This window comes from Pseudomonas oplopanacis (assembly GCF_057128725.1).
Genome location: NZ_JBSKHV010000004.1, coordinates 135035 through 159251, shown reverse-complemented (window position 1 = coordinate 159251; position 24217 = coordinate 135035). Strand labels below are relative to the sequence as shown.

At 54.8% G+C, this 24217-nt stretch carries 21 protein-coding genes; 18 read left to right on the top strand and 3 right to left on the bottom strand.

Annotated features, from left to right (window positions below; genetic code table 11):
- The first annotated feature begins 340 nt into the window (after positions 1-340).
- The 11 genes from ACWKV5_RS11060 to fabF all read left to right on the top strand — a co-directional run bounded on the left by ACWKV5_RS11060 (position 341) and on the right by fabF (position 12485).
- Positions 341-1363, top strand: coding sequence for a glycosyltransferase (locus tag ACWKV5_RS11060; RefSeq protein WP_258666731.1), 1023 nt, complete (start codon positions 341-343; stop codon positions 1361-1363).
- Complete coding sequence (locus ACWKV5_RS11055; RefSeq protein ID WP_483841289.1) at positions 1363-2526, top strand: NAD(P)/FAD-dependent oxidoreductase; 1164 nt, start codon at positions 1363-1365, stop codon at positions 2524-2526. The genes ACWKV5_RS11060 and ACWKV5_RS11055 overlap by 1 nt, the downstream gene beginning before the upstream one ends.
- Complete coding sequence (locus ACWKV5_RS11050; RefSeq protein WP_483841288.1) at positions 2523-3311, top strand: NAD-dependent epimerase/dehydratase family protein; 789 nt, start codon at positions 2523-2525, stop codon at positions 3309-3311. Before ACWKV5_RS11055 ends, ACWKV5_RS11050 begins: the two co-directional genes overlap by 4 nt.
- On the top strand, positions 3311-4147 hold the full coding sequence (locus tag ACWKV5_RS11045) for a sugar phosphate isomerase/epimerase family protein (protein ID WP_483841287.1): 837 nt from the start codon (positions 3311-3313) through the stop codon (positions 4145-4147). The genes ACWKV5_RS11050 and ACWKV5_RS11045 overlap by 1 nt, the downstream gene beginning before the upstream one ends.
- On the top strand, positions 4144-4500 hold the full coding sequence (locus tag ACWKV5_RS11040) for an EamA family transporter (protein ID WP_258666722.1): 357 nt from the start codon (positions 4144-4146) through the stop codon (positions 4498-4500). The genes ACWKV5_RS11045 and ACWKV5_RS11040 overlap by 4 nt, the downstream gene beginning before the upstream one ends.
- A gap of 18 nt (positions 4501-4518) precedes the next feature.
- Complete coding sequence (locus tag ACWKV5_RS11035; RefSeq protein WP_258666718.1) at positions 4519-5346, top strand: glycosyltransferase family 2 protein; 828 nt, start codon at positions 4519-4521, stop codon at positions 5344-5346.
- A gap of 4 nt (positions 5347-5350) precedes the next feature.
- Positions 5351-7159 (top strand): hypothetical protein, encoded by a 1809-nt coding sequence (locus ACWKV5_RS11030; RefSeq protein ID WP_483841286.1) that lies wholly within the window; start codon positions 5351-5353, stop codon positions 7157-7159.
- A gap of 578 nt (positions 7160-7737) precedes the next feature.
- Positions 7738-9732, top strand: coding sequence for a polysaccharide biosynthesis protein (locus ACWKV5_RS11025; RefSeq protein WP_483841456.1), 1995 nt, complete (start codon positions 7738-7740; stop codon positions 9730-9732).
- Between the two features lie 112 nt (positions 9733-9844).
- The gene (locus ACWKV5_RS11020; protein WP_483841285.1) at positions 9845-10180 is read left to right on the top strand and encodes a ComEA family DNA-binding protein; all 336 of its coding nucleotides are present in this window, start codon (positions 9845-9847) and stop codon (positions 10178-10180) included.
- 203 nt (positions 10181-10383) lie between these two features.
- Positions 10384-11178, top strand: coding sequence for an SDR family NAD(P)-dependent oxidoreductase (locus ACWKV5_RS11015; protein WP_483841284.1), 795 nt, complete (start codon positions 10384-10386; stop codon positions 11176-11178).
- Between the two features lie 32 nt (positions 11179-11210).
- Positions 11211-12485, top strand: coding sequence for a beta-ketoacyl-ACP synthase II (gene fabF, locus ACWKV5_RS11010; RefSeq protein ID WP_483841283.1), 1275 nt, complete (start codon positions 11211-11213; stop codon positions 12483-12485).
- Here the strand turns inward: fabF and ACWKV5_RS11005 are convergent.
- On the bottom strand, positions 12482-13039 hold the full coding sequence (locus ACWKV5_RS11005; protein ID WP_483841282.1) for a TetR/AcrR family transcriptional regulator: 558 nt from the start codon (positions 13037-13039) through the stop codon (positions 12482-12484). The genes fabF and ACWKV5_RS11005 overlap by 4 nt on opposite strands.
- 175 nt (positions 13040-13214) lie before the next feature.
- Here ACWKV5_RS11005 and ACWKV5_RS11000 point away from each other — a divergent pair, with 175 nt between their 5' ends.
- Positions 13215-13868, top strand: a complete 654-nt coding sequence (locus ACWKV5_RS11000) for a GntR family transcriptional regulator (RefSeq protein ID WP_483841281.1) — start codon at positions 13215-13217, stop codon at positions 13866-13868.
- Between the two features lie 15 nt (positions 13869-13883).
- On the top strand, positions 13884-14735 hold the full coding sequence (locus ACWKV5_RS10995) for an urea carboxylase-associated family protein (protein ID WP_483841280.1): 852 nt from the start codon (positions 13884-13886) through the stop codon (positions 14733-14735).
- Positions 14736-14777: 42 nt separating this feature from the next.
- Here the strand turns inward: ACWKV5_RS10995 and ACWKV5_RS10990 are convergent, their stop codons facing one another.
- Complete coding sequence (locus ACWKV5_RS10990) at positions 14778-14945, bottom strand: DUF2897 family protein (RefSeq protein WP_081744012.1); 168 nt, start codon at positions 14943-14945, stop codon at positions 14778-14780.
- A 124-nt stretch (positions 14946-15069) separates the two neighbouring features.
- Entirely contained in the window at positions 15070-16434 is a 1365-nt protein-coding gene (eat, locus tag ACWKV5_RS10985) for an ethanolamine permease (RefSeq protein WP_483841279.1), read from the bottom strand.
- Between the two features lie 406 nt (positions 16435-16840).
- Here eat and kdpF point away from each other — a divergent pair, with 406 nt between their 5' ends.
- The 5 genes from kdpF to ACWKV5_RS10960 all read left to right on the top strand — a co-directional run bounded on the left by kdpF (position 16841) and on the right by ACWKV5_RS10960 (position 24183).
- Entirely contained in the window at positions 16841-16930 is a 90-nt protein-coding gene (gene kdpF / locus ACWKV5_RS10980; RefSeq protein WP_007899818.1) for a K(+)-transporting ATPase subunit F, read from the top strand.
- 8 nt (positions 16931-16938) lie between these two features.
- Positions 16939-18633 (top strand): potassium-transporting ATPase subunit KdpA, encoded by a 1695-nt coding sequence (gene kdpA, locus ACWKV5_RS10975; protein ID WP_483841278.1) that lies wholly within the window; start codon positions 16939-16941, stop codon positions 18631-18633.
- A gap of 10 nt (positions 18634-18643) precedes the next feature.
- Positions 18644-20701, top strand: coding sequence for a potassium-transporting ATPase subunit KdpB (kdpB, locus tag ACWKV5_RS10970; RefSeq protein ID WP_483841277.1), 2058 nt, complete (start codon positions 18644-18646; stop codon positions 20699-20701).
- Positions 20702-20855: 154 nt separating this feature from the next.
- Entirely contained in the window at positions 20856-21401 is a 546-nt protein-coding gene (kdpC, locus tag ACWKV5_RS10965; RefSeq protein WP_483841276.1) for a potassium-transporting ATPase subunit KdpC, read from the top strand.
- Between the two features lie 130 nt (positions 21402-21531).
- A complete protein-coding gene (locus ACWKV5_RS10960; RefSeq protein ID WP_483841275.1) occupies positions 21532-24183 on the top strand; it encodes a DUF4118 domain-containing protein in 2652 nt (883 codons plus the stop codon).
- Positions 24184-24217 lie beyond the last annotated feature (34 nt).

The following is a 24217-nucleotide window of genomic DNA, read 5'->3' as shown; positions in this document are numbered from 1 at the left end:
TCGTTCGTGGCCTAGCCTCTGACCTGAAGCTTTTTGTCTAGGTCACATTGTGGCAAAATAACGAGTATTTTCCTTGCAGGGAGAAAAGGGCGCAGATCATGCAGTCAGCTGGGTTTAGTAGAGAATCAAGAGAGTGCGAGTGACGAAACTCAACTTATAGCCTGAAGCTTTCATACGGTTCTCGACTTTTCTTTGCAACTTTTGAAGTGCTACGCTAAGGCGCAGCGTACGTTAAACTAGCTAATCGTTTAGAGTTAAATTGGTTTTTGTATTTTGTTACCTGTCTGTAGAAGGACGCTGAAAACTCTACCGCCAGGCATCTTGTAGTCAGGAGATTTATATGAGTAGTTTCCCCGTGTTTCTATCCGTTGTATGTGTTTTACGCAACCAGGGCGAAAATCTTCAAAGTCTTCTTGAAGAAGCTACTGCTGCCATACGACCTCTTACCAGTGACTATGAATTGATTGTTATTGATAACGCTTCTGACGACGATAGCGTCCTTAGGTTAAAAGGGCTGACAGGGGAGTCAGGACTTCCAAATTTACAGATTTATGCGCTGACCAAGGAAGTGGATTGGGATACAGCTTCCTGGGTTGGACTCGAAAATGCTCTTGGTGACTTCGTTGCTGTAATCGACCCGTTAACTGACGATATACGCTATGTCGAAAAAATGCTCGATCATGCCGTCAGTGGTGCTGATGTAGTTTTCGCAAAAAATGAACAAAAGACTACTCAAACATTAGCTTACAGGTTTGCATATTCTATTTTTAATAAGATGTATAGCCGTTTCAACGGCGTTCATTTGGAAAATGAAGCTCCACAGTATCGCTTACTCAGTAAGCGAGTCATAAATTTTATATTGCAGCACCCTCAACCGGCTATTTCTTATAGGCACTTGCCCGCGACAGGTGGTTTTGTTCGTGTGAATCTCAGCTATCACTCTGTACCTAAGTCAAAAACGGTTAAGAGGCTAGCTGAAAGTGTCGATAGGGGAATGCGGTTATTGGTCTCTACAACAAGAGCTCCAATGCGACTAGTCACAACATTATCGATGTTTGGTGCTGTCGCGAACCTTTTTTACTCGGTGTATGTAGTTGCGATCGCACTGTTCAAATCCAACGTTGCCCCAGGGTGGATTAGTTTCTCACTACAACAATCAGGAATGTTTTTCTTGATTTCGTTGGTGCTACTTGTGTTAGGTGAGTACATATTAAATATGGTCAGCTTATCAAACGAGGGACCTCCTTATCATGTAGCCCAAGAGTTTACGAGCGCTTGCATGACCCGTAGGGAAAAGCTAAACATCGAAGAAGACAAGCCATTGAACGCTCGTCTTACCCCCGATGTGTCGGGGAATTTTTGATGCTGGAATTGACGCCTGATGTGGACGCAGTAGTGATCGGTGGGGGGTTTTATGGAACCGCCATTGCTGTCTACCTTGCAAAGCAAAGAGGGGTGAAAAATGTCTTGTTGGTTGAGCGTGAGGGCAAACTGTTAGCGCGGGCGTCATACAACAATCAAGCAAGAGTCCATAATGGTTACCACTATCCAAGAAGCTTTACGACCGCTTATCGTAGTCGCATAAATTTGCCAAAATTTTTGGCGGATTGGCCAAGCATTATTAACGGTGACTTTACCAAACTCTATGCAATTGCTCGGAAAAATTCGAAGGTTACCGCAAAACAGTTTGAAAGATTCTGTCGGGACATAGGTGCCGATTTTCGACCGGCGAAAGCTCAGTTTCGCAGCCTCTTTGAACCGCGATTAGTAGAAGATATATTTGAGGTTGAAGAGTATGCATTTGACTCTACTAAACTTGCGTCTTGGGCAAAGTCACAGCTCGCTAAGTATTCGGTTAATGTTAAACTAAGTACCAGAGTAACTTCAATCGGTAAAAAAACCGACGGGGTGCTGTGTGTTCGTACTCTGGATGGTGAAGGTATTCAGGCAGAAGTTTCCGCGAAATATATATTCAATTGTACATACAGTGGTTTGAATCAGATTAAGGGTGATTTTCCAGGAATCAGATGCGGGTTGAAGCACGAGGTTACTGAGATGGCTTTAGTTAAGTTGTCCGGTGTATTGAGTGAAGTGGGTATTACCGTCATGGATGGTCCTTTTTTTTCGGTTATGCCATTTCCTTCTCGATCGTTGCATACGTTATCTCATGTTCGTTATACCCCGCATTTTAACTGGGAAGATAAAGTGGGTTCGGATCCATATCTGCGATTACATGAGTATGAAAAGGCGACAAGAGTAGATCGTATGGTACGTGATGTAACCCGATATATTCCTAGTTTTAAATCTGCGACTTTTGTTGACTCGCTTTTCGAAGTTAAGACGGTATTGATGAAAAGTGAAGTGGATGATGGGCGTCCGATATTATTTGAAAAACATGCTGATATGCCAGGCTGCTTCTCAATTCTTGGCGGGAAAATAGACAATATCTATGACGTGCTCGAGAAGCTGGATTCCGAACAGTTTGATGTAAGCGATGCCTGTAGTCTTCGAGGTGTTAAAATATGAATAAAGCACTTATTGGCTTTTCCGGCTTTGTAGGGGGAACTCTGCTAAAGCAAACGTCGTTCACTCACCTTTACAGATCTACAAATATCGGTGAAATCCGTAACAAGTCGTTTGATACGGTGGTTTGTGCTGGTGCTCCTGCGCAAAAATGGGTTGCTAATCGTGACCCTGAAGCAGACCATCAAAAAATAGCTGAATTAATATCTCATTTGAAATCTATAACGTGTAAGCATTTTATTCTTATTAGTACCGTCGATGTGTTCAAAAATCCTGTAGGGGTCGATGAAGATACTATTGTTGATGTTGACGGGCTTCACGCGTACGGAAATAATCGTCGATTATTGGAAGAGTTTGTTGAGAACAATTTTTCTAATAGCCTAATCGTTCGGTTACCAGGTTTGGTAGGCCCCGGATTGAAAAAGAATGTGATTTTTGATTTTCTTCATGATAACAATGTCCATTCTGTTGATAGTCGGGGCATATTTCAGTTTTATCCAATGGTAAATCTCTGGCCCGATATCGAAATAGCGATGGGCTACAATCTGAAATTGATTCATCTTTCTGCCAGCCCTATTAGTGTTCAGGAAGTATCAGAGCTTGGTTTTGGAAAAAGCTTTGTGAATCGGATTGCTGATTTAACTGCTATCTATGATGTACAATCAAAACACGCTGGGTTATTTGGTGGAAATGGCAGATACCAGTACAGCCAACGCGAGACGGTGCAGGCAATTCGTGCTTATGCACAGTCGGAGCTACCGGTGTTGGTTAGCAAGGGAGTAGTTTGATGCGTCTAGCTATTTCAAATATAGCTTGGGATGTCTCAGAAGATAATTCAATCGCCGAGTTGTTAGTGCGTCATGAGATTGACGCTATTGATATTGCGCCAGGAAAGTATTTTCAATATCCGGAGCAGGCATCGGATACAGAGATACTTTTCGTCAAGGATTGGTGGTGCCAGCGTAATATTAAAATATCAGGGATGCAGGCTTTGTTGTTTGGTACAACAGGATTGAATGTCTTTGGATCCTCACATAGTCGAGATTGCCTGATAAAGCATATCGCTTCTGTTTGTAGAATTGGTGCAGGTATCGGAGCGAAACACTTGGTTTTCGGGTCTCCAAAAAATCGTGATCGATCTGGCATAAAAGATGATGCGGCTAGGCGAATCGCTGTTGATGTTTTTAAGGCCATGGGTGATGTTGCCGCGTCTCATGGGGTTACGGTATGCCTAGAGCCTAATCCCCCTTGTTACGGCGCGAACTTTATGACCACAAGCCTTGATACCGCGGACGTGGTTAGGGCTGTTGCTCATAAGAACATAAAAATGCAATTGGATATTGGGGCTTTGACTATAAATCAAGAGTCGGCTGCGGATATTCTCGAACATTGTGCAGAGCTCATTGGCCACGTGCATATTAGTGAGCCGAATTTGGTTCCCATCGGTGATCTAGACACCAAGCATGGAGACATTGCAGGCGCTGTTCTGAAGCACCTTCCTGATCATACATTGACTATTGAGATGCTTGCTACTACGCAGGAGTCCCATATTCAATCTGTGGAAAGAGCAATTAAGGTGGCTTCTAGCTACTATCGGGCTCCTAAAAAGGTACCCAAAAGATGAAATGGGCAATTCTCCTACTTGGAATTTTGGCAAATGCTTCGGCTAGTGTACTTGTTAAGATGGCCATGATGCCGCCAAGGAAATTTCCTTCCCTTAGTGATCCAATTGGGGCGCTTAGTAACATACCATTTTGGATAGGATTGTTTCTTTATGGTGCTGCCTTTTTATTATATGCGGCATCATTGTCACGACTACCATTGAATGTTGCTCATCCTGTTTTGACGGCTGGCGCTATTGCGACGGTTGCAGTTTTTTCCGCATTTCTTTTTCACGAGACTTTTCATTGGACAACAATATTGGGAATTGTGATGGTTGTTGTCGGAGTTGGACTAATTACGGTTCGTGTTGTCTAAAAAATTTAGGTGAGTGATATGGGTTTAAAGATAGATGAAGTGCCAAGGGATCAGTGGCAGGTTCCTGAATTTGTGTCAGAGTTTTTTCTCGGGAAATTGCATTCTTATTGCGTTGTGATTCCGGTTATAAATGAAGGTGATCGTATCAGGAGCTTGTTGGATAAAATGTTCGCTCTGCGTATTCATGAGCAGGCAGACATTATTATTGTAGATGGCGGAAGTACAGATGGTTCTTTAAAGCATGAAATATTGAAAGCGAAAGGTGTTCAAGGTCTGCTACGTAAAACAGGTCCTGGGAAACTTAGTTCTCAATTGCGCTGTGCTTACTCCTTCGCGCTCGATCAAGGCTACAAAGGGATTGTCAGTATCGACGGGAATGACAAAGATGACCCAGAAGCGATTCCCCGCTTTATACAAGAAATCGAGCGTGGGGTTGATTTTGTTCAGGCTTCTCGATTTGTATCCGGAGGAATTGCAGAAAACACTCCAAAAATTAGAGATCTTGCAATACGCCTTATTCATGCGCCTTTGTTAAGCTTAGCATCGGGTTTCAAATGGACTGATACTACCCAGGGTTTTCGAGGTTATAGCAAGTCTTTATTGCTGGATCAGAGAGTCGCGCCGTTCAGGGACGTGTTTCTCGATTATGAATTGCTAGCTTATCTATCTTATCGGGCACCATCGATTGGGTATAAGTGTTTAGAAATAGCAACGATTAGAAAATATCCCAAAGGTGAGGTTCCTACTAAGATATCTAGTATACGAGGGAATTACTCTCTGATGAAGGTTTTGATAAATGCTTGTCTGGGTAGATATAACCCAAGCAAACCTATGAACAAAGGTTGAGAAAATGAATCGAGGCTTTGTTATCAAAGGTGGGTTTCTTTTTTTGTTCAGCCTGATTGTCGGGTGGGCGATTTATTCCCCGGGTTTTATGTCCGCCGATTCTTTCTCTCAGTATGATATCGCGCGGACCCATAATTATAGTGACTGGCATCCTCCGGTTATGTCTTGGGTTTGGTCAGGATTGAACCTCTTTTTTAACGGGCCTCAAGGTCTTCTATTCTTACATTTATCCTTATTATGCGCGGGGTTGTATCTGATTAATCTTTTTTTTTCGGGATACAGATATGCGTGGGCAATTTGGATAGTTTTCTATTTGCCATGGGTCCTCAATTTTTCCGGAGTGCTTTGGAAAGATGTCGGTATGGCATTTTCGTTGTTGTTGGCTGTCGCCGTTGGCATTCAGAAAAGAACGCTGGTTAATGTGTTTTTGTTTTTGTTGTTAATGTTTTATGCCATCAATCTTCGATATAACGGTATTTTCGCAGCGTTCCCATTGATGCTGATGGTAGTGAATGGGTGGTGGCCAAACTTAGCGTGGTGGCGGAATGTTTGTGTTTCCTTTTGTACTTTGATTTTTGTGGTTTTTATTGGGGGTTTGTTTAATTATAACTATTTGGCTGCCGAAAAGACTAATCCGTCAAGTTATATGATGGTAGATGACCTTGCTTTTATGTCGATTAAGCAGGGTGTCAGTCTTATTCCTGATACCGAATTTGGGGATATTCTGCGCTGTGCAACCCAGGTTGTTGGGCAGGGTAAATTGGTCGGCCGAAGTTTTTGTCTTCCCGGTTCTACGCATTCAAAAAGTGCAAATATTTATAATGAGAAGGTCAAAAAAGAATGGATTGCTCAGGTAACGGCCCATCCTCTCGACTACTTACAATTTAGGTTGGCGGCTTTCTCATATTTAATTAGGTCTCCCGGAATGATGCCTTATTTTATATGGCAACCCGGTGTGGACTCAAATTCAATGGGGATTGTTCGCGAAGCGAGCGACGCAACGTCCTTTGTTAATAGCTACGTATCGACATCGGCAGACTATTTTCCATTTTTGTTCAAGCCTTTTTGGTGGTTGTGGTTTGCTAGTATTCTATTAATAGCCAGTTTATACATGAGGCGCTCTAGGGCGCGTGCTATTTCTCAAGCTCTGCTGTCGTCGGCCATATTTTATATATGCGGGTATGTGCCGCTAACTGCAATGGCGGATTTTCGATACGTTTATTGGAGTGTGCTGGCCACTACTGTTGCTTTCATTATTATGCTATTAAGCTGTAGGCTCAGAGTTGTTAAAGTGAGCCCTTGGATACATGCGGCTGGTTTGTTCATTGCTGTTTTAGGGACGATGCTAATCTTGAACTTCGATAAAATATTCTTTGTGAATACGGATGCTCTAGTCTTACGGAGTCTTTCTGATGCGCCCGTTTCGCTTAAGGAGCCAAGTATCAGTTATCAGTTGGACAAGACATCGTCGAATAGCTACTCGGTAACAGGTATTGATCCAAAATTTATTTACAATATCTCGCCAAATGATACTCGCACGGAAGGCCGTACACTCATTGCTTTTGACTTTGAATGTAAAGGCACCGGGGTAGAACCACGTATGCAAATTTTTTGGTGGGGCGGACAAAAAAGTGGTCCGGTCGAAGAAGACAGCATTATGTTGAGTTTGCATAAAGGTTTAAACTTGATTGCCATTCCTCAACTCAAGCAGTATCACGGGGAAAGTTTTTTGAAAGGTTTGAGATTTGACCTTTCTAATCCTGAGGCCTGCTCAAATATTTCGTTTTCTGGTTTGTCAGTTTATGGTATTTGATACATTGCCTTTTCTTAGTGTTTTTATTTTAGGGTGAACTGATTAGGCAGTCACTGCCGAATGATATTTATCTTCAAGTTTTTCGGGCAGGCTCCTGATTGGTGGCGGGAACTTCCCGCATGATTCTTGTTTATCAATTGCTGAGTTAAAGGATATTTTTACTAATGAACTCAACATGCACGTATGGGCTTTTTGTAGTTGTTCCAATACTCCACATACAAGGATGCAATTCGATGCTGGATGCTGTGCTACCGATCTTTCTGTGGAGTCAGCCGCCTAACAGCGCTGTCTTTGGGACCGACCGTGGCCTTACGGCGAGGAAGGCGTCATGCGCAAATCTGGCGGCATAGTCTCGTGCTAGAGCAGTAGCGACGATTTTTGTCGTTTGTATTATGGGATTGGCTTAGAATTTGATTTCGCTAGCCGACGACAATCCCAGATTTCAACTGAAGGTGCTCGCGGAGCCCGGCCCGTTTGGTCCACTTTAGGTTTGGAGTGATGATCTGCGCTGATTGGGCTCTCCGAATATCGTTTTCTGTTTCAGTTGAACGGAGCAAGCTGAGGTGGTTGAAAGTCATATGGATAGAGTGAGAGCTTTTTTGGTGGGGCTGCCTCGGCGGCAAAAACGACTGATCCAGGTCTTTACGGACGTGCTGCTTGTCTGGGCCGCGTTGTGGCTAGCTTTTATTGTTCGCTTGGGTGTGGATGATATGTATAACCCTTTCAGGGTACATTTCTGGCTTTTTACCAGCGCCCCCGTCATCGCCATCCCTCTGTTTATCAGGTTCGGAATGTACCGGGCCGTTATGCGCTATTTCGGAAACGACGCCCTCGTTGCGATTATCAAGGCGGTCAGCCTTTCTTCCCTGATTCTCGCACTCGTAGTGTATTGGTACAGCAACCACGAAGCGGTTGTACCTCGCTCCATCATTTTCAATTATTGGTGGCTGAGCCTGGTTATTATTGGCGGCTTGCGCCTTTGCATGCGCCAGTATTTCATGGGGGACTGGTTCTCCGCCGCCCAGCATGTCCCGTTCACCACCCGTGATGACGGTTTGACGAAAGTGGCGATTTACGGCGCAGGGGTTGCAGGCAATCAGCTAGTAGCTGCGCTGCGGATGGGCCGGGTCATGCGTCCGGTCGCGTTTATCGATGACGATTCCAGCATTGCCGACCGCTCTATTTCCGGGCTGCAGGTTTACAAACCCAAGCATATCCAGCAGATGATCGACGTGACTGGTGCGCAGGAAATTCTGCTGGCGCTGCCATCTTCGACGCGAGCCAGGCGCCGGGAAATTCTCAATTTTCTGGAAGGTTACCCGCTGCATGTGCGCAGCGTGCCTAACTTCACCGATCTGGCCAGCGGCCGGGTGAAGGTTGAGGACATTCAGGAAGTGGACATCGCAGACCTGCTGGGACGCGATGCCGTGCCGGCGCAACCGGATCTGCTTGTACGTTGCATCAAAGGCAAGACGGTCATGGTCACCGGGGCCGGCGGTTCGATTGGTTCAGAGCTTTGCCGTCAGATCTTCTCGTTAAGACCGACCACGCTTCTACTGTTCGAACACAGCGAGTTCAACCTTTACAGCATTCTCTCGGAACTGGAACAACGTGGCATTCGTGAGTCGGTATCGATCAAGTTGCTGCCGATTCTTGGTTCCATCCGTCATCAGCACAAACTTCTCGATGTCATGAAGACCTGGCACGTGGACACCGTCTATCACGCTGCCGCTTACAAGCATGTGCCGATGGTGGAGCACAACATCGCCGAAGGCGTGCTGAACAATGTGATCGGGACACTCAATACAGCCCAGGCGGCATTGCAGTCGGGTGTTTCCAACTTCGTGCTGATCTCCACCGACAAGGCTGTTCGCCCTACCAATGTGATGGGCAGTACCAAGCGTCTTGCCGAGTTGACCCTTCAAGCCCTGAGCCGCGAAATCGCCCCCGTCCTGTTCGGCGACAAGGCTAATGTGTCACGCGTTAACAAAACCCGTTTCACCATGGTTCGTTTCGGCAACGTGCTGGGCTCGTCGGGTTCAGTCATTCCGCTGTTCCACCGCCAGATCAAGACCGGTGGCCCGTTGACGGTCACCCACCCGAAGATCACTCGTTATTTCATGACCATTCCCGAAGCCGCCCAATTGGTGATCCAGGCCGGTTCGATGGGGCAGGGTGGCGATGTGTTTGTCCTGGACATGGGCGAGCCGGTGAAGATTGTCGAACTGGCAGAGAAAATGATTCACCTGTCGGGTTTGAGCATTCGGTCGGAAAAAAATCCACAAGGCGACATCTCTATCGAATTTACCGGCCTGCGTCCCGGCGAGAAACTCTATGAGGAGTTGTTGATAGGTGACAACGTCGCGGCCACCCAGCACCCGATGATCATGAGTGCCAATGAAGACCATCTGCCCTGGGACGTCCTCAAGGGACGTTTAACGGAGTTATTGGTGGCAGTTGATCAGGACGACTACGCTCGCGTGCGTCAGCTCCTGCGCGAAACCGTCAGCGGATATACGCCTGACGGGGATATCGTCGACTGGATCTACCAGCAACGCCGCCTCGACCCCTGATTGTTTCACATCCTGTAACCGACACACTTTTGACAGTTCCATCACATCGCCTAAGTTTGGAGAGCAGCTTCGGAAAAGCTGCTTTCTCAAACGATGTTATGGAGCTTCATCTATGCGTACTGGCTATTTCTACTCCTTGGTTTTTGCCCTGCTCACCAGCGTTTCTGTTGCCACAATTGCTGCGCCTGCGGCGAAACCCGAAGTGGGCAATGCACCTGTGGTGCTGGAAGTTTCCCCTAAGGCACAGTCTGGCAAAGTCGATCTCAATCAAGCCGATGCACCAACATTGCAGCGTGAGCTGTCCGGTATCGGTGAGGCCAAAGCCAAGGCGATTGTTGCTTATCGTGAGAGTAATGGGTCATTTTCGTCAGTAGACGAACTGCTGGAAGTAAAAGGGATAGGCAAAGCGATTCTGGACAAGAACCGCGAAAAAATTCAGGTGAACTAAGCTTGTAACTCAACGCCAGGGGCCGGTCATTGACCGGCCTTTTTGCATTCTGGCAATAGAGGTGTGAGACGCCTTTCATCGGCTGATAAAAAATTATGGCTGTCATATGCCTCTAATATTATGCCTATAATTCATTCGCGTGCCGCTGAAGCGTGCCGCTGTTCAGACGCTCACTTTCTCAAATATTTACTTGGAGCACAGTCATGACTTCCACCCAGTCCCAAGGTACGGCCCTTGTCACCGGAGCCTCTTCCGGTATCGGTGCGATTTACGCCGAGCGGTTGGCGGCGCGTGGTTTTGATTTGTTATTGGTCGCCCGTGATCAAGAGCGACTGGAAGCGGCAGCAAGCAAGTTGCGCACCGAGCACGGCGTTCAGGTGGAAGTGCTCAAGGCAGACCTGACACAAAAGGATGATGTGCTGAAGATCGAACAACGACTTCGCAGCGATTCGAGTATTAGCCTGCTGCTGAACAACGCTGGCGTCGCGTCGGATGGTCTGCTGGCGAATGCCGACATGGACCAGCTGGAAAAGCTGATTCAACTGAACGTCACTACAGTCACACGCCTGGCATCGGCGGCAGCCGCGGGTTTTGCCAAGGCGGGACGGGGTTCAATTATCAATATCGCGTCGGTGGTGGCCTTGTTTCCCGAGCGCTTCAATGCGACCTACAGCGCCAGTAAAGCGTATGTGTTAAGCCTGACCCAATCCTTGAATGCCGAACTGGATGGCACCGGGGTCAAGGTCCAGGCCGTGTTGCCGGGTGTCACGCGCACCGAGATCTGGGAACGCTCCGGCATCGACGCCAGCCAGATTCCGGCGGAGATGGTCATGGAAGCCGGGGAAATGGTTGATGCGGCGTTATCCGGCCTGGACCAGGGCGAACTGATCACCATTCCATCGTTGCCGAACGCCTCGGACTGGGACGACTTTGTAAAGGCCCGCCTGGTCATGGCGCCGAATCTTTCCAAAAGTACCGCCGCCGCGCGTTACAAATGAAACACCTTCAATCGTATTGAGGTAATTACGGCATGAGTGATCGTCGAGTAGTTGTCACCGGCATGGGCCTGGTGTCTCCATTGGGTAGCGGTGTAGAGGCTGTCTGGGAGCGTCTGCTGGCCGGGCGTTCAGGGCTGCGGAATTTGCCGGACGAGGTGGTCGCCGATTTGCCGGCAAAGGTGGGCGGTGTGGTGCCGACTGCCGAGGAGGATGCCGAGGCGGGGTTTGACCCGAATCGGGCGACGCCACCCAAAGAGCAGAAGAAAATGGACCGTTTCATTCTGTTTGCCATGGAAGCCGCGCGGCAGGCGTTGGAGCAGGCGGGTTGGCAGGCGCTGGACGCGCAAGCCCAGGAACGTACCGCAACCATCATCGGTTCAGGGGTCGGCGGATTCGGCGCGATTGCCGACGCGGTGCGCACCACCGACAGCCGTGGCCCACGGCGATTGTCGCCGTTTACCATTCCTTCGTTCCTGGTCAACCTCGCTGCGGGTCATGTGTCGATCCAGCACGGTTTCAAAGGCCCGTTGGGCGCTCCGGTGACGGCGTGTGCGGCGGGGGTTCAAGCAATTGGTGATGCGGCGCGGCTGATTCGTTGTGGCGAAGCGGACATTGCCGTGTGCGGCGGCGCGGAGGCGTCGATCGATCGGGTCAGTCTTGCCGGGTTCGCGGCGGCGCGTGCCTTGTCCAGCGGTTTCAACGAAACCCCGGAGCGTGCTTCCCGGCCGTTCGACAGTGATCGTGACGGCTTTGTGATGGGTGAGGGCGCGGGCCTGCTGGTGATTGAATCCCTGGAGCATGCCTTGGCGCGCGGGGCTCAACCGCTGGCCGAGTTGGTTGGCTACGGCACCAGCGCCGATGCCTACCATCTCACTGCGGGCCCTGAAGATGGCAATGGTGCGCGCCGGGCGATGTCGCTGGCATTGGCGCAGGCCGGTGTTTCAGCGGCGCAGGTGCAACATCTCAATGCGCACGCCACGTCGACGCCGGTGGGCGACCTCGGCGAGTTGGCGGCGATCAAGTCGTTGTTCGGTTCGGACAACAAGGTGGCAGTGACGTCGACCAAATCGGCGACCGGGCATTTGCTCGGGGCCGCTGGCGGGATAGAGGCGATCTTCACGCTGTTGGCGATTCGCGATCAGATCGTGCCGGCCACCTTGAATTTCGATAACCCGGACCCGGCGGCGCAAGGGGTGGACATCGTCCACGGTCAGGCGCGCCCAATGGCTATTGAGTACGCGTTGTCCAACGGCTTTGGGTTTGGCGGGGTCAATGCCAGCGTGCTGTTCAAGCGCTGGCAGGGTTAACCCTGGGGTGGTTTAAGAAACGTGCGGGTCACGTCGAGAATCCGCTGAGCCAGTTCCGGGCTCTCGACACTGCGTGATAGCAACAAAGCGCCGACCAGAGCGGACATGATGAAGACGCTCTGGTCAGCGGCATCTTCGCCCTCAAGGGTGTTTTCTATTTGTTGGAGTCGTGAGTTCAGCACCACGTCTGATGTCGAGCTTGGCTGCCCGCGCAAGCCGAGTTCCGAGGACATGGTCGGTAACGGGCATCCTTCATGCGGCGAAGTCTGGTGCCATTCAGACAAATAGGCGTCGATGAATGCCTCCAGCGGGCGATCCTGAGCAAACAGCTCGGCACAGACGGCGTCGCACTGATCGCCAGCCGCTTGCAACGCCTTTTCAACCAGTTCGTCCTTGGACTTGAAGTGCGAGTAAAAGCCACCGTGGGTCAACCCCAGCGCTTTCATCAGTGGTTGCAGGCCAGTTGCATCAATTCCGTCGCGGCGGAATCGCGCTGACGCTTCCTTGATAATGCGCTGGTGGGTCTGGGCTTTATGGTCCTGCGAGTAACGCATCTGAAATCTCCGCAACAATGCGCCATCTTAACCAATGAAAATGGGATGGTGACTGTACTTCTACTTCTAAAAAGCATGCAGATGCGTCCAACTTCATCCTAAACACGACGTGATCTGGCACGGATAGTGATTACTCATTAGTCGGAGATTGTTGAACAATCATAAGGCGAAGCGCATGAGTAACGGACAGTCCCTGGCCGACCACATCACACTGGAACTGCGTGCCGACATCATTGGCGGCCGATTGGTGCCCGGCATGGCATTGGTGGAAAACGATCTGGTGTCTGCCTATAACGCTTCCCGCAACACGATCCGCGAGGCCTTGCACCGCTTGGGTCAGGAAGGGTTGACCGTGTATGTCCGCAACAAAGGTGTGAGCGTACGCCGGCTAGGCGTCGTGGACGTGCGGGACCTGTTCAAGGTTCGACGCACCCTTGAGTTGCAGGCCATTAACGCCAGTCAGCCGCTGCGCGACGATCAGTCCGAACGGATGCTGCAGGCCCTGGAAGCCACCGAGCTGGCCAGGGAGCGCGAGGACTGGCGTGCCGTCGGCACTCACAGCCTGGCCTTTCATCAGCACATTGTCGGGTTGCTGCGCAGTCCGTTGTTTGATGAGTTCTTCACCAACGTTGTCGCGCAATTGCGCCTGGTGTTCTCCACCGCTCCCGATGAATCACGTTTTCAGGCGCCATGGCTGGCGCGTGACCGGCAGATCCATGCCTTGCTGGCCGAGGGTGACACTCGCGCAGCAGCGGATGCCATGAGCCTTTACCTGGATGATTCGGAACACCTCCTGTTACAGATATGTACCCCTTCTTCCCATCACTGATCGAGGATTCGTGCCATGTACAAAGACTATCCGGCGGCTTATCAAGTCAGCAAAGGCTCGGCGTTGCAGGTGGATACAGCCTTCTACGAACGGATTCGTGATGCGAAGGACGGCCGTACGCTGATCGAGCAGTTCGAAGTACCGATCCGCACCGGCCGCGCCTGGAACGTGCCGGCCGGGCATGTGTTTCGCGTCACCACACCGGTCGGGCCGCAAGTGGGGGATTTCAACGTCTGGAATGCCCATGACCCACGGGAACGCTTGTGGGCGGCACGTACCCGTCAATTGCAGGGCGCCCACGTCAGCACCCACGACCGGCTCTGGTCGAACCTGCCCTTTCTACGGCCGCTGGTGACCATTACCGACGACAGCCTGGCGAGTTATGGCATCGACGAACATGGCGGTCGCTTGCACGATTTACTCGGCACCCGTTGCGATCCCTATGTGAACAAAATGCTCACCGGCGAGGATTTTCATCATCACTGCCACTCCAACCTGACTCGTGCGGTGTTGCCCCATGGCCTGACCGAGTTCGACGTGCATGACGTGCTGAACATTTTTCAGTGCACCGGCCTCAACCACGACGACTTGTACTTCATGAAAGCCTGTCCGGCGCAGAAGGGCGATTACCTGGAGTTCTTTGCCGAAATCGATTTGCTGTGTGCGCTCTCGACCTGTCCCGGCGGTGATCTGTCGTTGGCCATGTGGGGGCCGGATGCGCAGGATCCGCTGACGGTATGTCGGCCGCTGGGTGTGGAGATTTATCGGCTGGAAGAGTCGTTGCTGGAAGGCTGGAATCAACCGGAGCGCGCGGCGTACAAAGGCCTGCACGGCTTGCACATCGCCAAAGCCGACTGGGAAAAATAAAAGAAAACCCCTGTCCTTCGCTGAGGATGACAGGGGTTTCAGTCAGCGGTCCTGTGCTTCCTTGGCATCCATTTCCGCATTGCGTTCAGCGACGCGTTTACGTTGCTCTTCGGTCAGGTCGACCTTGGTGGCGGTGTCGCGCAACATCATCAAGCCACCAACGATCGAGCCGATTGCAACGACCAGAATCAACCAGGCATACCAGGGCATAGGGCTCTCCTTGAGGGCAGGCCGATTGGCGGAGGTCGCCAATCGATCGTGCATACCACTTTGAGCGATGGAATTTCGCAGTGGTTCCATTCTATGCCTGATAAGCCAACCGCATCTGAACCGTTTACAGCCCGGTCAGCATCGCGTCCGCCGGTGCGTCTGCGCGCAACTGCGCGGTCAGCAGGAAATACACGAAACCTGCCGCCATGAAGCCGAGGAAGATCAGCCCGATCAACATGTTGAACCAGGCCATCGCCACCAAGCAGACCACCGCCAGTACCAGCGCAATCATCGGCACCAGCGGATAGCACGGCGCACGGAACGTACGCTCCAGGTTCGGTTCGGTCTTGCGCAGTTTGAACAGGCTGAGCATGCTCATGATGTACATCACGATCGCACCGAACACCGCCATGGTGATCATCGCCGCGGTCAGCGTCATGCCGCCGAGGTTGATCAGGCCGTCGCTGTAAATCGCCGCGATGCCGATCACGCCGCCAGCGATGATTGCCCGGTGTGGCGTCTGGAAGCGCGACAACTTGGCCAGGGAGGTTGGCAGGTAACCGGCCCGGGCCAAGGCGAAGAACTGCCGCGAGTAGCCGAGAATGATCCCGTGGAAACTCGCCACCAGCCCGAACAGGCCGATCCACACCAGCATGTGCAACCAGCCGGAGCTCTCGCCAACCACGGTTTTCATCGCTTGCGGCAACGGATCGTTGATGTTCGACAGGGTGCGCCAGTCGCCGACGCCACCGGCAAAGAACATCACGCCCATGGCCAGCAACACCAGGGTCAGGATGCCGCTGATGTAAGCCTTGGGAATCGTGCGTTTCGGGTCCTTGGCTTCTTCGGCGGCCATGGCGGCGCCTTCGATGGCGAGGAAGAACCAGATCGCAAATGGAATCGCCGCGAACATCCCGGCAATCGCCGGGGCACCGAACACGTCGGAACCGGCCCAACCATTCAACGCGAAATTGCTAAAGCTGAAGGCCGGCGCAACCACGCCCATGAACACCAGCAGTTCAGCCACGGCCAGTACGCAGACGACCAGCTCAAACGTGGCCGCGAGTTTCACCCCGAGGATGTTCAGGCCCATGAACACGATGTACGCACCGACTGCCGCGTGTTTCGGGTCGAGCGCCGGAAACTGCACGTTCAGGTAAGCGCCGATCGCCAGGGCAATCGCGGGGGGCGCGAAGACGAACTCGATCAGCGTCGCCAATCCTGCGATCAATCCGCCTTTTTCGCCAAAGGCGCGGCGACTGTAGGCAAAGGGGCCACCGGCATGGGGAATCGCCGTGGTCAGCTCGGTGAAGCTGAAGATGAAACAGGTGTACATCGTCGCGACCATGAACGAGGTCACCAGAAAGCCCAATGTACCCGCGACGCCCCAGCCGTAGCTCCAGCCGAAATACTCACCGGAAATCACCAGCCCGACGGCAATGCCCCACAGGTGCAACGTGCCCAGCGTGGGTTTGAGTTGTGTGTTCATGCGGTTGCTCCCTGAACGGTTTGGAATGCTCGGGGGAGGGTGTTTGCAGTGGGCGTGCCAGTGTTGTGATAGCAGTCGTAAAGGGTAAAAAGGTGTCGTATCGGGGATGTTCGCGGCTGGATGTGCGCATTTTTGTGCGCCAGTTCAGAGCGTTGTGGCCTGTAATGCCGCCTTCGCGAGCAGGCTCGCTTCCACAAGGGCATGCGATTGCCCTGACTACACCGATCCCCTGTGGGAGCGAGCCTGCTCGCGAAGGGGCCCGCCAAAACACAGCTGTAACGCCCGCATAAACCCACTCTTTACGCTTTCTTTATGCCCTGCCCGCACCCTCGGTCTCGTTCCTTTACAGCCTCCCTGCCGACAATGACTCCACACGCGGCAATACGCCGTAACACGGAGAACTTCCATGAGCGTTCTGGACGGAGTGTCACTGCTACTGGCAGTGGGGCTGTTCATTTATCTGTTGGTTGCGCTGTTGCGCGCGGACCGGAACTAGGAGCGGCTATGCACAGTTATGACTATTGGCTGATCCTCGCGTTTTTCGCGGTGGTATTGGTCCCGGCGCCGTTTCTCGGGCGCTTCTACTACAAGGTAATGGAAGGTCAGCGCACGTGGCTGACGCCGATTCTCGGGCCGGTGGAACGTGGCTGTTATCGCGTGGCCGGCGTTGATCCGCAGGCCGAACAGAGCTGGCAGAAATACACTCTGGCCTTGCTCGCCTTTAACCTCGCGGGCTTCTTGCTGTTGTTCGCGATCCTGTTGTTTCAGGATCACCTGCCGCTGAACCCGCAAAACCTGCCGGGCCAGGAATGGACGCTGGCCTTCAACACCGCCGTCAGCTTCATGACCAACACCAACTGGCAGGCCTACAGCGGCGAGGCGTCGTTGAGCTACCTGAGCCAGATGGTCGGTCTGACCGTGCAAAACTTCGTCAGCGCCGCCACCGGTCTCGCGGTATTGGTTGCGCTGTGTCGCGGTATCGGTCGCAAGTCGACGAAGACCCTCGGCAACTTCTGGGTCGACATGACCCGCGCCACCCTCTACGGTCTGCTGCCGCTGTGCCTGCTGCTGGCGCTGTACCTGGTCTGGCAGGGCGTGCCACAAACGTTCGCCCAGTACGTGAATGCCGTGACGATGCAAGGCGTCGATCAAGTGATCCCGCTCGGCCCGGCCGCCAGCCAGATTGCGATCAAGCAACTGGGCACCAACGGTGGTGGCTTCTTCGGCGTCAACTCGGCGCACCCGTTCGAGAACCCGACGGCGTGGAGCAACCTGTTCGAGATGGCCTCGATCATCCTGATCCCCGTTGCCCTGGTGTTCACCTTCGGCCATTACGTCAAAGACCTGCGTCAGAGCCGCGCGATCATCGCCTGCATGCTGGCGCTGTTTCTGATCGGCGGCGCGACGTCGCTGTGGGCTGAATACCAACCGAACCCGACCCTGAACAACGTCGCCGTCGAACAGACCGCGCCGCTGGAAGGCAAGGAAGCGCGTTTCGGCACCACCGCCACCGTGCTGTGGTCGGTGACCACTACCGCGGCGTCCAACGGCTCGGTCAACGCCATGCATGACAGCCTCAACCCGCTGACCGGCATGGTCGCGCTGGTCAACATGATGGTCGGCGAAGTGATCTTCGGCGGTGTCGGCGCTGGCCTCTACGGCATGTTGCTCAACGTGTTGATCGCGGTGTTCCTCGCCGGCCTGATGATCGGCCGCACCCCGGAATACCTCGGCAAGAAACTGCAAGCCCGGGAAGTGCAACTGCTGGTGGTGACCTTGCTGGTGATGCCGGTCGGCGTGCTGGTGCTCGGCGCGATTGCCGCCAGCCTGCCGGGTCCGGTCGCGGCGGTGAGTAACCCTGGCGCCCACGGTTTCAGTCAGTTGCTCTATGCCTACACCTCGGCCAGTGCCAACAACGGTTCGGCGTTCGGCGGCTTCGGTGCCAACACCGCGTTCCACAACCTGATGCTCGGTCTTGGCATGTTGATCGGTCGCTTCGGTTACATCCTCCCGGTACTGGCATTGGCTGGCAGCCTGGCGATGAAGAAAACCGCACCGATCGGCCAGAACAGCTTCCCGACCCATGGCCCGCTGTTTGTGACTTTGCTGACCGTGACCATTTTGCTCGTGGGTGGTTTGACCTTCCTGCCAACCCTGGCGCTGGGTCCAATCGCTGAACACTTGAGCATGGGCTTCTAAGGAGTCAATGATGAATATGCCCGCAACAAAACCGGTCACCGTGAAGGCGCCGGAACAACCGAAAACCGCGATCTCGGCCCTCTGGCGCCCGGCGCTGGTGCAAGCCTTCGTCAAGCTCGATCCACGGCAATTGCAGCGTGCGCCGGTGATGCTGGTGGTCGAACTGACCGCTGTGCTGACCACCGTGCTGTGCTTCATTCCCGACAGCGCCGTGCCGACGTTTGTCGCCGCGCAAATCGCTTTGTGGCTGTGGTTCACAGTGCTGTTCGCCAACTTCGCTGAAGCCCTGGCCGAAGGTCGCGGTAAGGCCCGCGCCGACAGCCTCAAGGCCGGCAGCGAGGGCTTGAGCGCCCGTCGCAAAACCAGCAACGGCACCTTTCAGGTAGTGCCGGCGACGAGCCTGCGAAAAGGCGATGTGGTACGCGTCGAAGCCGGGGAAATGATCCCCGGTGATGGCGAAGTGATTGAAGGCATCGCGGCGGTCAACGAAGCGGCGATTACCGGTGAATCCGCGCCGGTGATTCGTGAGTCCGGGGGCGACCGTTCGGCCGTCACCGGCAACACTCGACTGGTGTCCGACTGGCTGCTGGTGAAGATCACCGTCAACCCCGGCGAGTCGACACTGGATCGCATGATCGCCCTGGTCGAAGGCGCCAAACGCCAGAAAACCCCGAACGAAGTGGCGCTCGACATCCTGCTGATCGGCCTGACGCTGATCTTCCTGCTGGTGGTCGTGACCCTGCAACCGTTCGCCCACTTTGCCAATGGCAGCTTGCCGCTGGTGTTCCTGGTGGCGTTATTGGTCACGCTGATTCCGACCACCATTGGCGGTTTGCTGTCCGCCATTGGTATCGCCGGGATGGACCGTCTGGTGCGCCTGAACGTGATCGCCAAGTCCGGTCGTGCCGTGGAAGCGGCGGGGGACGTGCATGTCCTGTTGCTGGACAAGACCGGCACCATCACTTTCGGCAACCGTCGTTGCACGGCGGTGCATCCGGCCCCGGGCGTCACCGCCAAGGAACTGGCCGAGGGCGCGTTGTTCGCCTCGCTGGCCGATGACACGGCGGAAGGCAAGTCCATCGTCGAGTACCTGCGCGGCACTCAGCCACAACCAGAACCTGCCGCCGAGTTGCTGACAGCGGTTCCGTTCAGCGCTGAAACCCGTCTGTCCGGTGTCGACTATCAGGGCCGCGTGTATCGCAAAGGCGCGGTGGATTCGTTGCTGGCCTTCGTCGGCCTCAAGCGCGCCGATCTGGCCGCATCGCTGTCCCGGGAAGTCGACAAGATTGCCCAGAGCGGCGGCACCCCGTTGCTGGTCTGCGCCGACGGCAAGTTGCTCGGCGTGATTCACCTCAAGGACGTGGTCAAACCCGGCATCCGCGAGCGTTTCGCCGAGCTGCGCAAACTGGGGATTCGCACGGTCATGGTGACCGGCGACAACCCGCTGACCGCCGCCGCGATTGCCGCCGAAGCGGGTGTCGACGATGTGTTGGCCGAAGCTACGCCGGAGAAAAAACTGGCGCGCATCCGCCACGAGCAAAACGACGGTCGCCTGGTCGCCATGTGCGGCGACGGCGCCAACGACGCCCCGGCATTGGCCCAGGCGGACGTCGGTATGGCAATGAACGACGGCACCCAAGCGGCGCGCGAAGCGGCCAACATGGTCGACCTCGACAGCGACCCGACCAAGCTGCTGGACGTGGTGCAGATCGGCAAGGAATTGCTGGTGACCCGTGGTGCGTTGACGACGTTTTCCATCGCCAACGACGTGGCCAAATACTTCGCGATTTTGCCGGCGCTGTTCGCCTCGATCTACCCGCAACTGGGCGTGCTGAATGTCATGCACCTGACCAGTCCGCAGAGCGCGATTCTGTCGGCGATTGTGTTCAACGCCTTGATCATCGTCGTGCTGATTCCATTGGCTTTGCGTGGCGTGCGAGTGCAAGCGGCGAGTGCGGCGGCGTTGCTGCGACGCAATCTGTTGATCTATGGGCTGGGCGGGATTCTGGTGCCGTTCGTGGGCATCAAGGCAATCGACATGCTGTTGACGGCGTTGCATCTGGTTTGAGCTTGAGCGGTGTGCCAGTCACACCGCCTTCGCGAGCAGGCTCGCTCCCACGTTGAAATGCATTCCCCTGTGGGAGCGAGCCTGCTCGCGAAGAACACGACACGGTCCATCTGACTGAACGCTGTATTTGTTCTGCGAATTCGAGGATTTTGAAATGTCCACAATGATACGTCCGGCCTTGAGCCTGTTGGTCCTGATGACCCTGATCACCGGCGTCGCCTACCCCTTGGTGGTCACCGGTGTCGCCCAGGTCGCGTTCCCGGATCAAGCCAATGGCAGCCTGGTGTATGACGCCGACGGCAAGGTCCGTGGCTCGTCGCTGATTGCCCAGGATTTTGTCGGTGACGCCTGGTTCCATCCACGCCCATCGGCCGGTGCGTTTGCCACCGTGTCGAGCAGCGCGAGTAACCTGTCGCCGAGCAATCCGGCGCTGGCAACACGAGTGATCGACGATGCCAACAAACTGCTGGTACCGGGGCAGGGGCCTGTGCCATTGGCCATGCTGACCACCTCCGGCAGCGGCCTCGATCCGCACTTGCCACCGGCCGCGATTGCCTATCAACTGGCGCGTGTTGCCGCTGCGCGAAATCTGCCGGTGTCTACGCTCCAACAACTGCTGGACGCGCATATCGAACAGCCACTCGTTGGGCCGCCGGTGGTGAATGTGTTGGCGCTTAACATCGCGCTGGAAAACTTGTAAGTCGGTGGCGCTGCCATTCGCGAGCAGGCTCGCTCCCACAGGGAAATGCATTCCAACCGTGGGAGCGAGCCTGCTCGCGAAGACGGCCGAATAATCACCACATCAATATCTGAAAAAGAGAGCTCCAAGCATGAGTGACTCCGGCCGCGCCGACGCGTTGTTAGCAGACTTGCCCCGCGATGGCCGTGGCCGGCTCAAGGTTTTCCTCGGCGCCGCGCCCGGTGTCGGTAAAACCTACGCCATGCTGCAAGCCGCTCATACCCAACTGCGCCAGGGCGTCAAAGTCATCGCCGGCGTGGTCGAAACCCATGGCCGTGCAGAAACCGAAGCGCTGCTAGGTGGCTTGCCGCAGCAGCCCTTGGTGCGCTCGGAATACCGTGGCGTGATGCTCGAAGAAATGGACCTCGACGGTCTGCTCGCAGCGAAGCCGAAACTGGTGCTGGTCGATGAATTGGCCCACAGCAATGCCCCCGGCAGCCGCCATACCAAACGCTGGCAAGACATCCAGGAATTGCTCGCCGCAGGCATCGACGTGTTCACCACGGTCAACGTCCAGCACCTCGAAAGTCTCAACGACCAAGTACGCGGCATCACCGGTGTGCAGGTGCGTGAAACCCTGCCGGACTGGGTGCTGCAAGAAGCCTACGAACTGCTGCTGATCGACCTGCCACCACGGGAATTGCTTGAGCGTTTGCGCGACGGCAAAGTCTATGTGCCGGAGCAGGCGCGAGCGGCCATCGACGCGTTTTTCACCCAGACCAACCTGACCGCCCTGCGCGAAATGGCGATGCAAACCGCTGCCGCACAGGTCGACAATGACCTGGCCCAGGGTTATCGCCAACTCGGTCAAGCAGCGCCGGCGGTACGCGGGCGTCTGTTGGTGGGGGTCGATGGCGATGCCCAGGCCGAGCGCCTGGTGCGTCACGCCAGTCGCGTCGCCCAGCGTCGGCATTTGCCGTGGAGCCTGGTGCACGTCGACAATGGCAGCGTACGTGACGAGCAATCGCGCCTGCGTCTGCAAAGTGCCCAGCAATTGGCCGAACGCCTCGGTGGCGAAGTGGTGTTGCTGCGCGCCGGCGAAGTCGCGAAAACCCTGATTCAGCACGCCGCCGAACGCCGCGCCAGTCTGGTGCTGGTCGGCCAGTCCCGGCAGCGTTTACGCCGACGTTTGTTCGGTGGTGGCTTGGCGTCACGCCTGTTGCGCGATGCACGCGGGCTGGAAATCAACGTCCTCGACAGTGATCACACACCGTATCAGCCGCGCCAGCGTTCGGCACAATCGCTGGTGTGGTTCGACTACGCGCTGGCGCTGGTGGCGACCATTTTGGCCAGTGCGTTGGCTTGGGGCGTGGCGAGTATTTTGCCGTTGCCCAACATATCGCTGGTGTTCCTCGCCGCGGTGCTGCTGGTGGCGGTGCGCAGCAGCCTCGGTCCGGCGCTGGCCTGTGCGGCGCTGTCGTTTCTGACCTACGACTTCCTGTTCATCCCGCCGAATTTCTCTTTCAGCATCCAGCGCGAAGAAGACGTGCTGACCTTGCTGTTCTTCCTGTTGATGGCGGCCCTTACCGGCAACCTTGCGGCGCGGCAACGCAGGCAATTGCAGGCACTGCGTGACACCCAGGAAGAGACCACTGAGTTGCTCGACCTGTCGCGCAAATTGACGGCCGCCACCGATCGCCAAGCCGTGGTCAGCGCCGCCGCCCAGCACCTCAACGGCTGGAGTGACTTGCAGTTGTGCCTGCTCAATCAAGACGGGCAGGGTGGCTGGAAAGTCGAAACCGGCGGGCCGCTGGAGTTTTCCGAAGCCGAACGCGCGGCGGCCGATTGGGCCTGGCAACACGATCAACCGGCGGGTGCAGGCACTGGCACGTTGCCCATGGGGCGTTGGTGGTGGTGGCCGTTATCGGTGGAAGACGGGCCGTTGGCATTGATGGGCGTGTGCGCCAAAGAAGGCCAGACATTAAGCGGTCAGCGCCGGCGCTTGTTGACCGCGTTGAGCCAACCGCTGGCCCAGGCGCTGGCGCGCGCGCAACTGGCCGAAGATCTCGAAGCCGCGCGACTGCACGGCGAAACCGAGCAACTGCGCAGCGCGCTGTTGGCCTCTGTGTCCCACGACCTGCGCACGCCGCTGACGTCCATGCGCGGCAGCATCGACAGCCTGTTGGCCCTTGGTGAAGCCATTCCGCTGGAGGATCGCCGCGAATTGCTCGAGGGCACGCGTGACGAAGCCGAGCGCCTGGATCGCTACATTCAGAACCTGCTGGACATGACCCGCCTCGGTCACGGCGCGCTGAAGCTGGCGCGTGATTGGGTGTCGCCGGCCGATATCGTCGGCAGTTCCCTCAACCGACTGCGCGCCGTGCTGGCGCCGTTGCAGGTCAGCACGGACGTGCCGCCGGAGTTGCCGCTGTTGTTCGTCCACGCGGCGCTGATCGAACAGGCGCTGGTCAACGTGCTGGAAAACGCCGCGCGATTTTCACCGGCGCACGGGCGTTTGCAATTGCGCGCCGGGGCAGATGACCAGGAGCTGTTTTTCTCGGTGAGTGATGAGGGGCCGGGCATTCCGGAGGAGGAACGGGCGAAGATTTTCGACATGTTCTACACCGCCGCGCGCGGTGATCGGGGCGGGCAGGGCACCGGGCTGGGGCTGGCGATCTGTCAGGGCATGGTCGGAGCGCATGGCGGTCGGATCAGCGTCGCCGATGGCATTGATGGACGCGGCACATGCATCACGCTGCACTTGCCCTTGCAGGAACAACCTGCCTTCGAAAGTGAGCGCTGAAGTGAAGCCTGATACCCTTTGGACATCCCCATGC

Excerpts from the sequence above, each read along its gene's own strand:
- ACWKV5_RS11060 (WP_258666731.1), top strand. The coding sequence starts at position 341 with ATGAGTAGTTTCCCCGTGTTTCTATCCGTTGTATGTGTTTTACGCAAC.
- ACWKV5_RS11055 (WP_483841289.1), top strand. The coding sequence starts at position 1,363 with ATGCTGGAATTGACGCCTGATGTGGACGCAGTAGTGATCGGTGGGGGG.
- ACWKV5_RS11050 (WP_483841288.1), top strand. The coding sequence starts at position 2,523 with ATGAATAAAGCACTTATTGGCTTTTCCGGCTTTGTAGGGGGAACTCTG.
- ACWKV5_RS11045 (WP_483841287.1), top strand. The coding sequence starts at position 3,311 with ATGCGTCTAGCTATTTCAAATATAGCTTGGGATGTCTCAGAAGATAAT.
- ACWKV5_RS11040 (WP_258666722.1), top strand. The coding sequence starts at position 4,144 with ATGAAATGGGCAATTCTCCTACTTGGAATTTTGGCAAATGCTTCGGCT.
- ACWKV5_RS11035 (WP_258666718.1), top strand. The coding sequence starts at position 4,519 with ATGGGTTTAAAGATAGATGAAGTGCCAAGGGATCAGTGGCAGGTTCCT.
- ACWKV5_RS11030 (WP_483841286.1), top strand. The coding sequence starts at position 5,351 with ATGAATCGAGGCTTTGTTATCAAAGGTGGGTTTCTTTTTTTGTTCAGC.
- ACWKV5_RS11025 (WP_483841456.1), top strand. The coding sequence starts at position 7,738 with ATGGATAGAGTGAGAGCTTTTTTGGTGGGGCTGCCTCGGCGGCAAAAA.
- ACWKV5_RS11020 (WP_483841285.1), top strand. The coding sequence starts at position 9,845 with ATGCGTACTGGCTATTTCTACTCCTTGGTTTTTGCCCTGCTCACCAGC.
- ACWKV5_RS11015 (WP_483841284.1), top strand. The coding sequence starts at position 10,384 with ATGACTTCCACCCAGTCCCAAGGTACGGCCCTTGTCACCGGAGCCTCT.
- fabF (WP_483841283.1), top strand. The coding sequence starts at position 11,211 with ATGAGTGATCGTCGAGTAGTTGTCACCGGCATGGGCCTGGTGTCTCCA.
- ACWKV5_RS11005 (WP_483841282.1), bottom strand. The coding sequence starts at position 13,039 with ATGCGTTACTCGCAGGACCATAAAGCCCAGACCCACCAGCGCATTATC.
- ACWKV5_RS11000 (WP_483841281.1), top strand. The coding sequence starts at position 13,215 with ATGAGTAACGGACAGTCCCTGGCCGACCACATCACACTGGAACTGCGT.
- ACWKV5_RS10995 (WP_483841280.1), top strand. The coding sequence starts at position 13,884 with ATGTACAAAGACTATCCGGCGGCTTATCAAGTCAGCAAAGGCTCGGCG.
- ACWKV5_RS10990 (WP_081744012.1), bottom strand. The coding sequence starts at position 14,945 with ATGCCCTGGTATGCCTGGTTGATTCTGGTCGTTGCAATCGGCTCGATC.
- eat (WP_483841279.1), bottom strand. The coding sequence starts at position 16,434 with ATGAACACACAACTCAAACCCACGCTGGGCACGTTGCACCTGTGGGGC.
- kdpF (WP_007899818.1), top strand. The coding sequence starts at position 16,841 with ATGAGCGTTCTGGACGGAGTGTCACTGCTACTGGCAGTGGGGCTGTTC.
- kdpA (WP_483841278.1), top strand. The coding sequence starts at position 16,939 with ATGCACAGTTATGACTATTGGCTGATCCTCGCGTTTTTCGCGGTGGTA.
- kdpB (WP_483841277.1), top strand. The coding sequence starts at position 18,644 with ATGAATATGCCCGCAACAAAACCGGTCACCGTGAAGGCGCCGGAACAA.
- kdpC (WP_483841276.1), top strand. The coding sequence starts at position 20,856 with ATGTCCACAATGATACGTCCGGCCTTGAGCCTGTTGGTCCTGATGACC.
- ACWKV5_RS10960 (WP_483841275.1), top strand. The coding sequence starts at position 21,532 with ATGAGTGACTCCGGCCGCGCCGACGCGTTGTTAGCAGACTTGCCCCGC.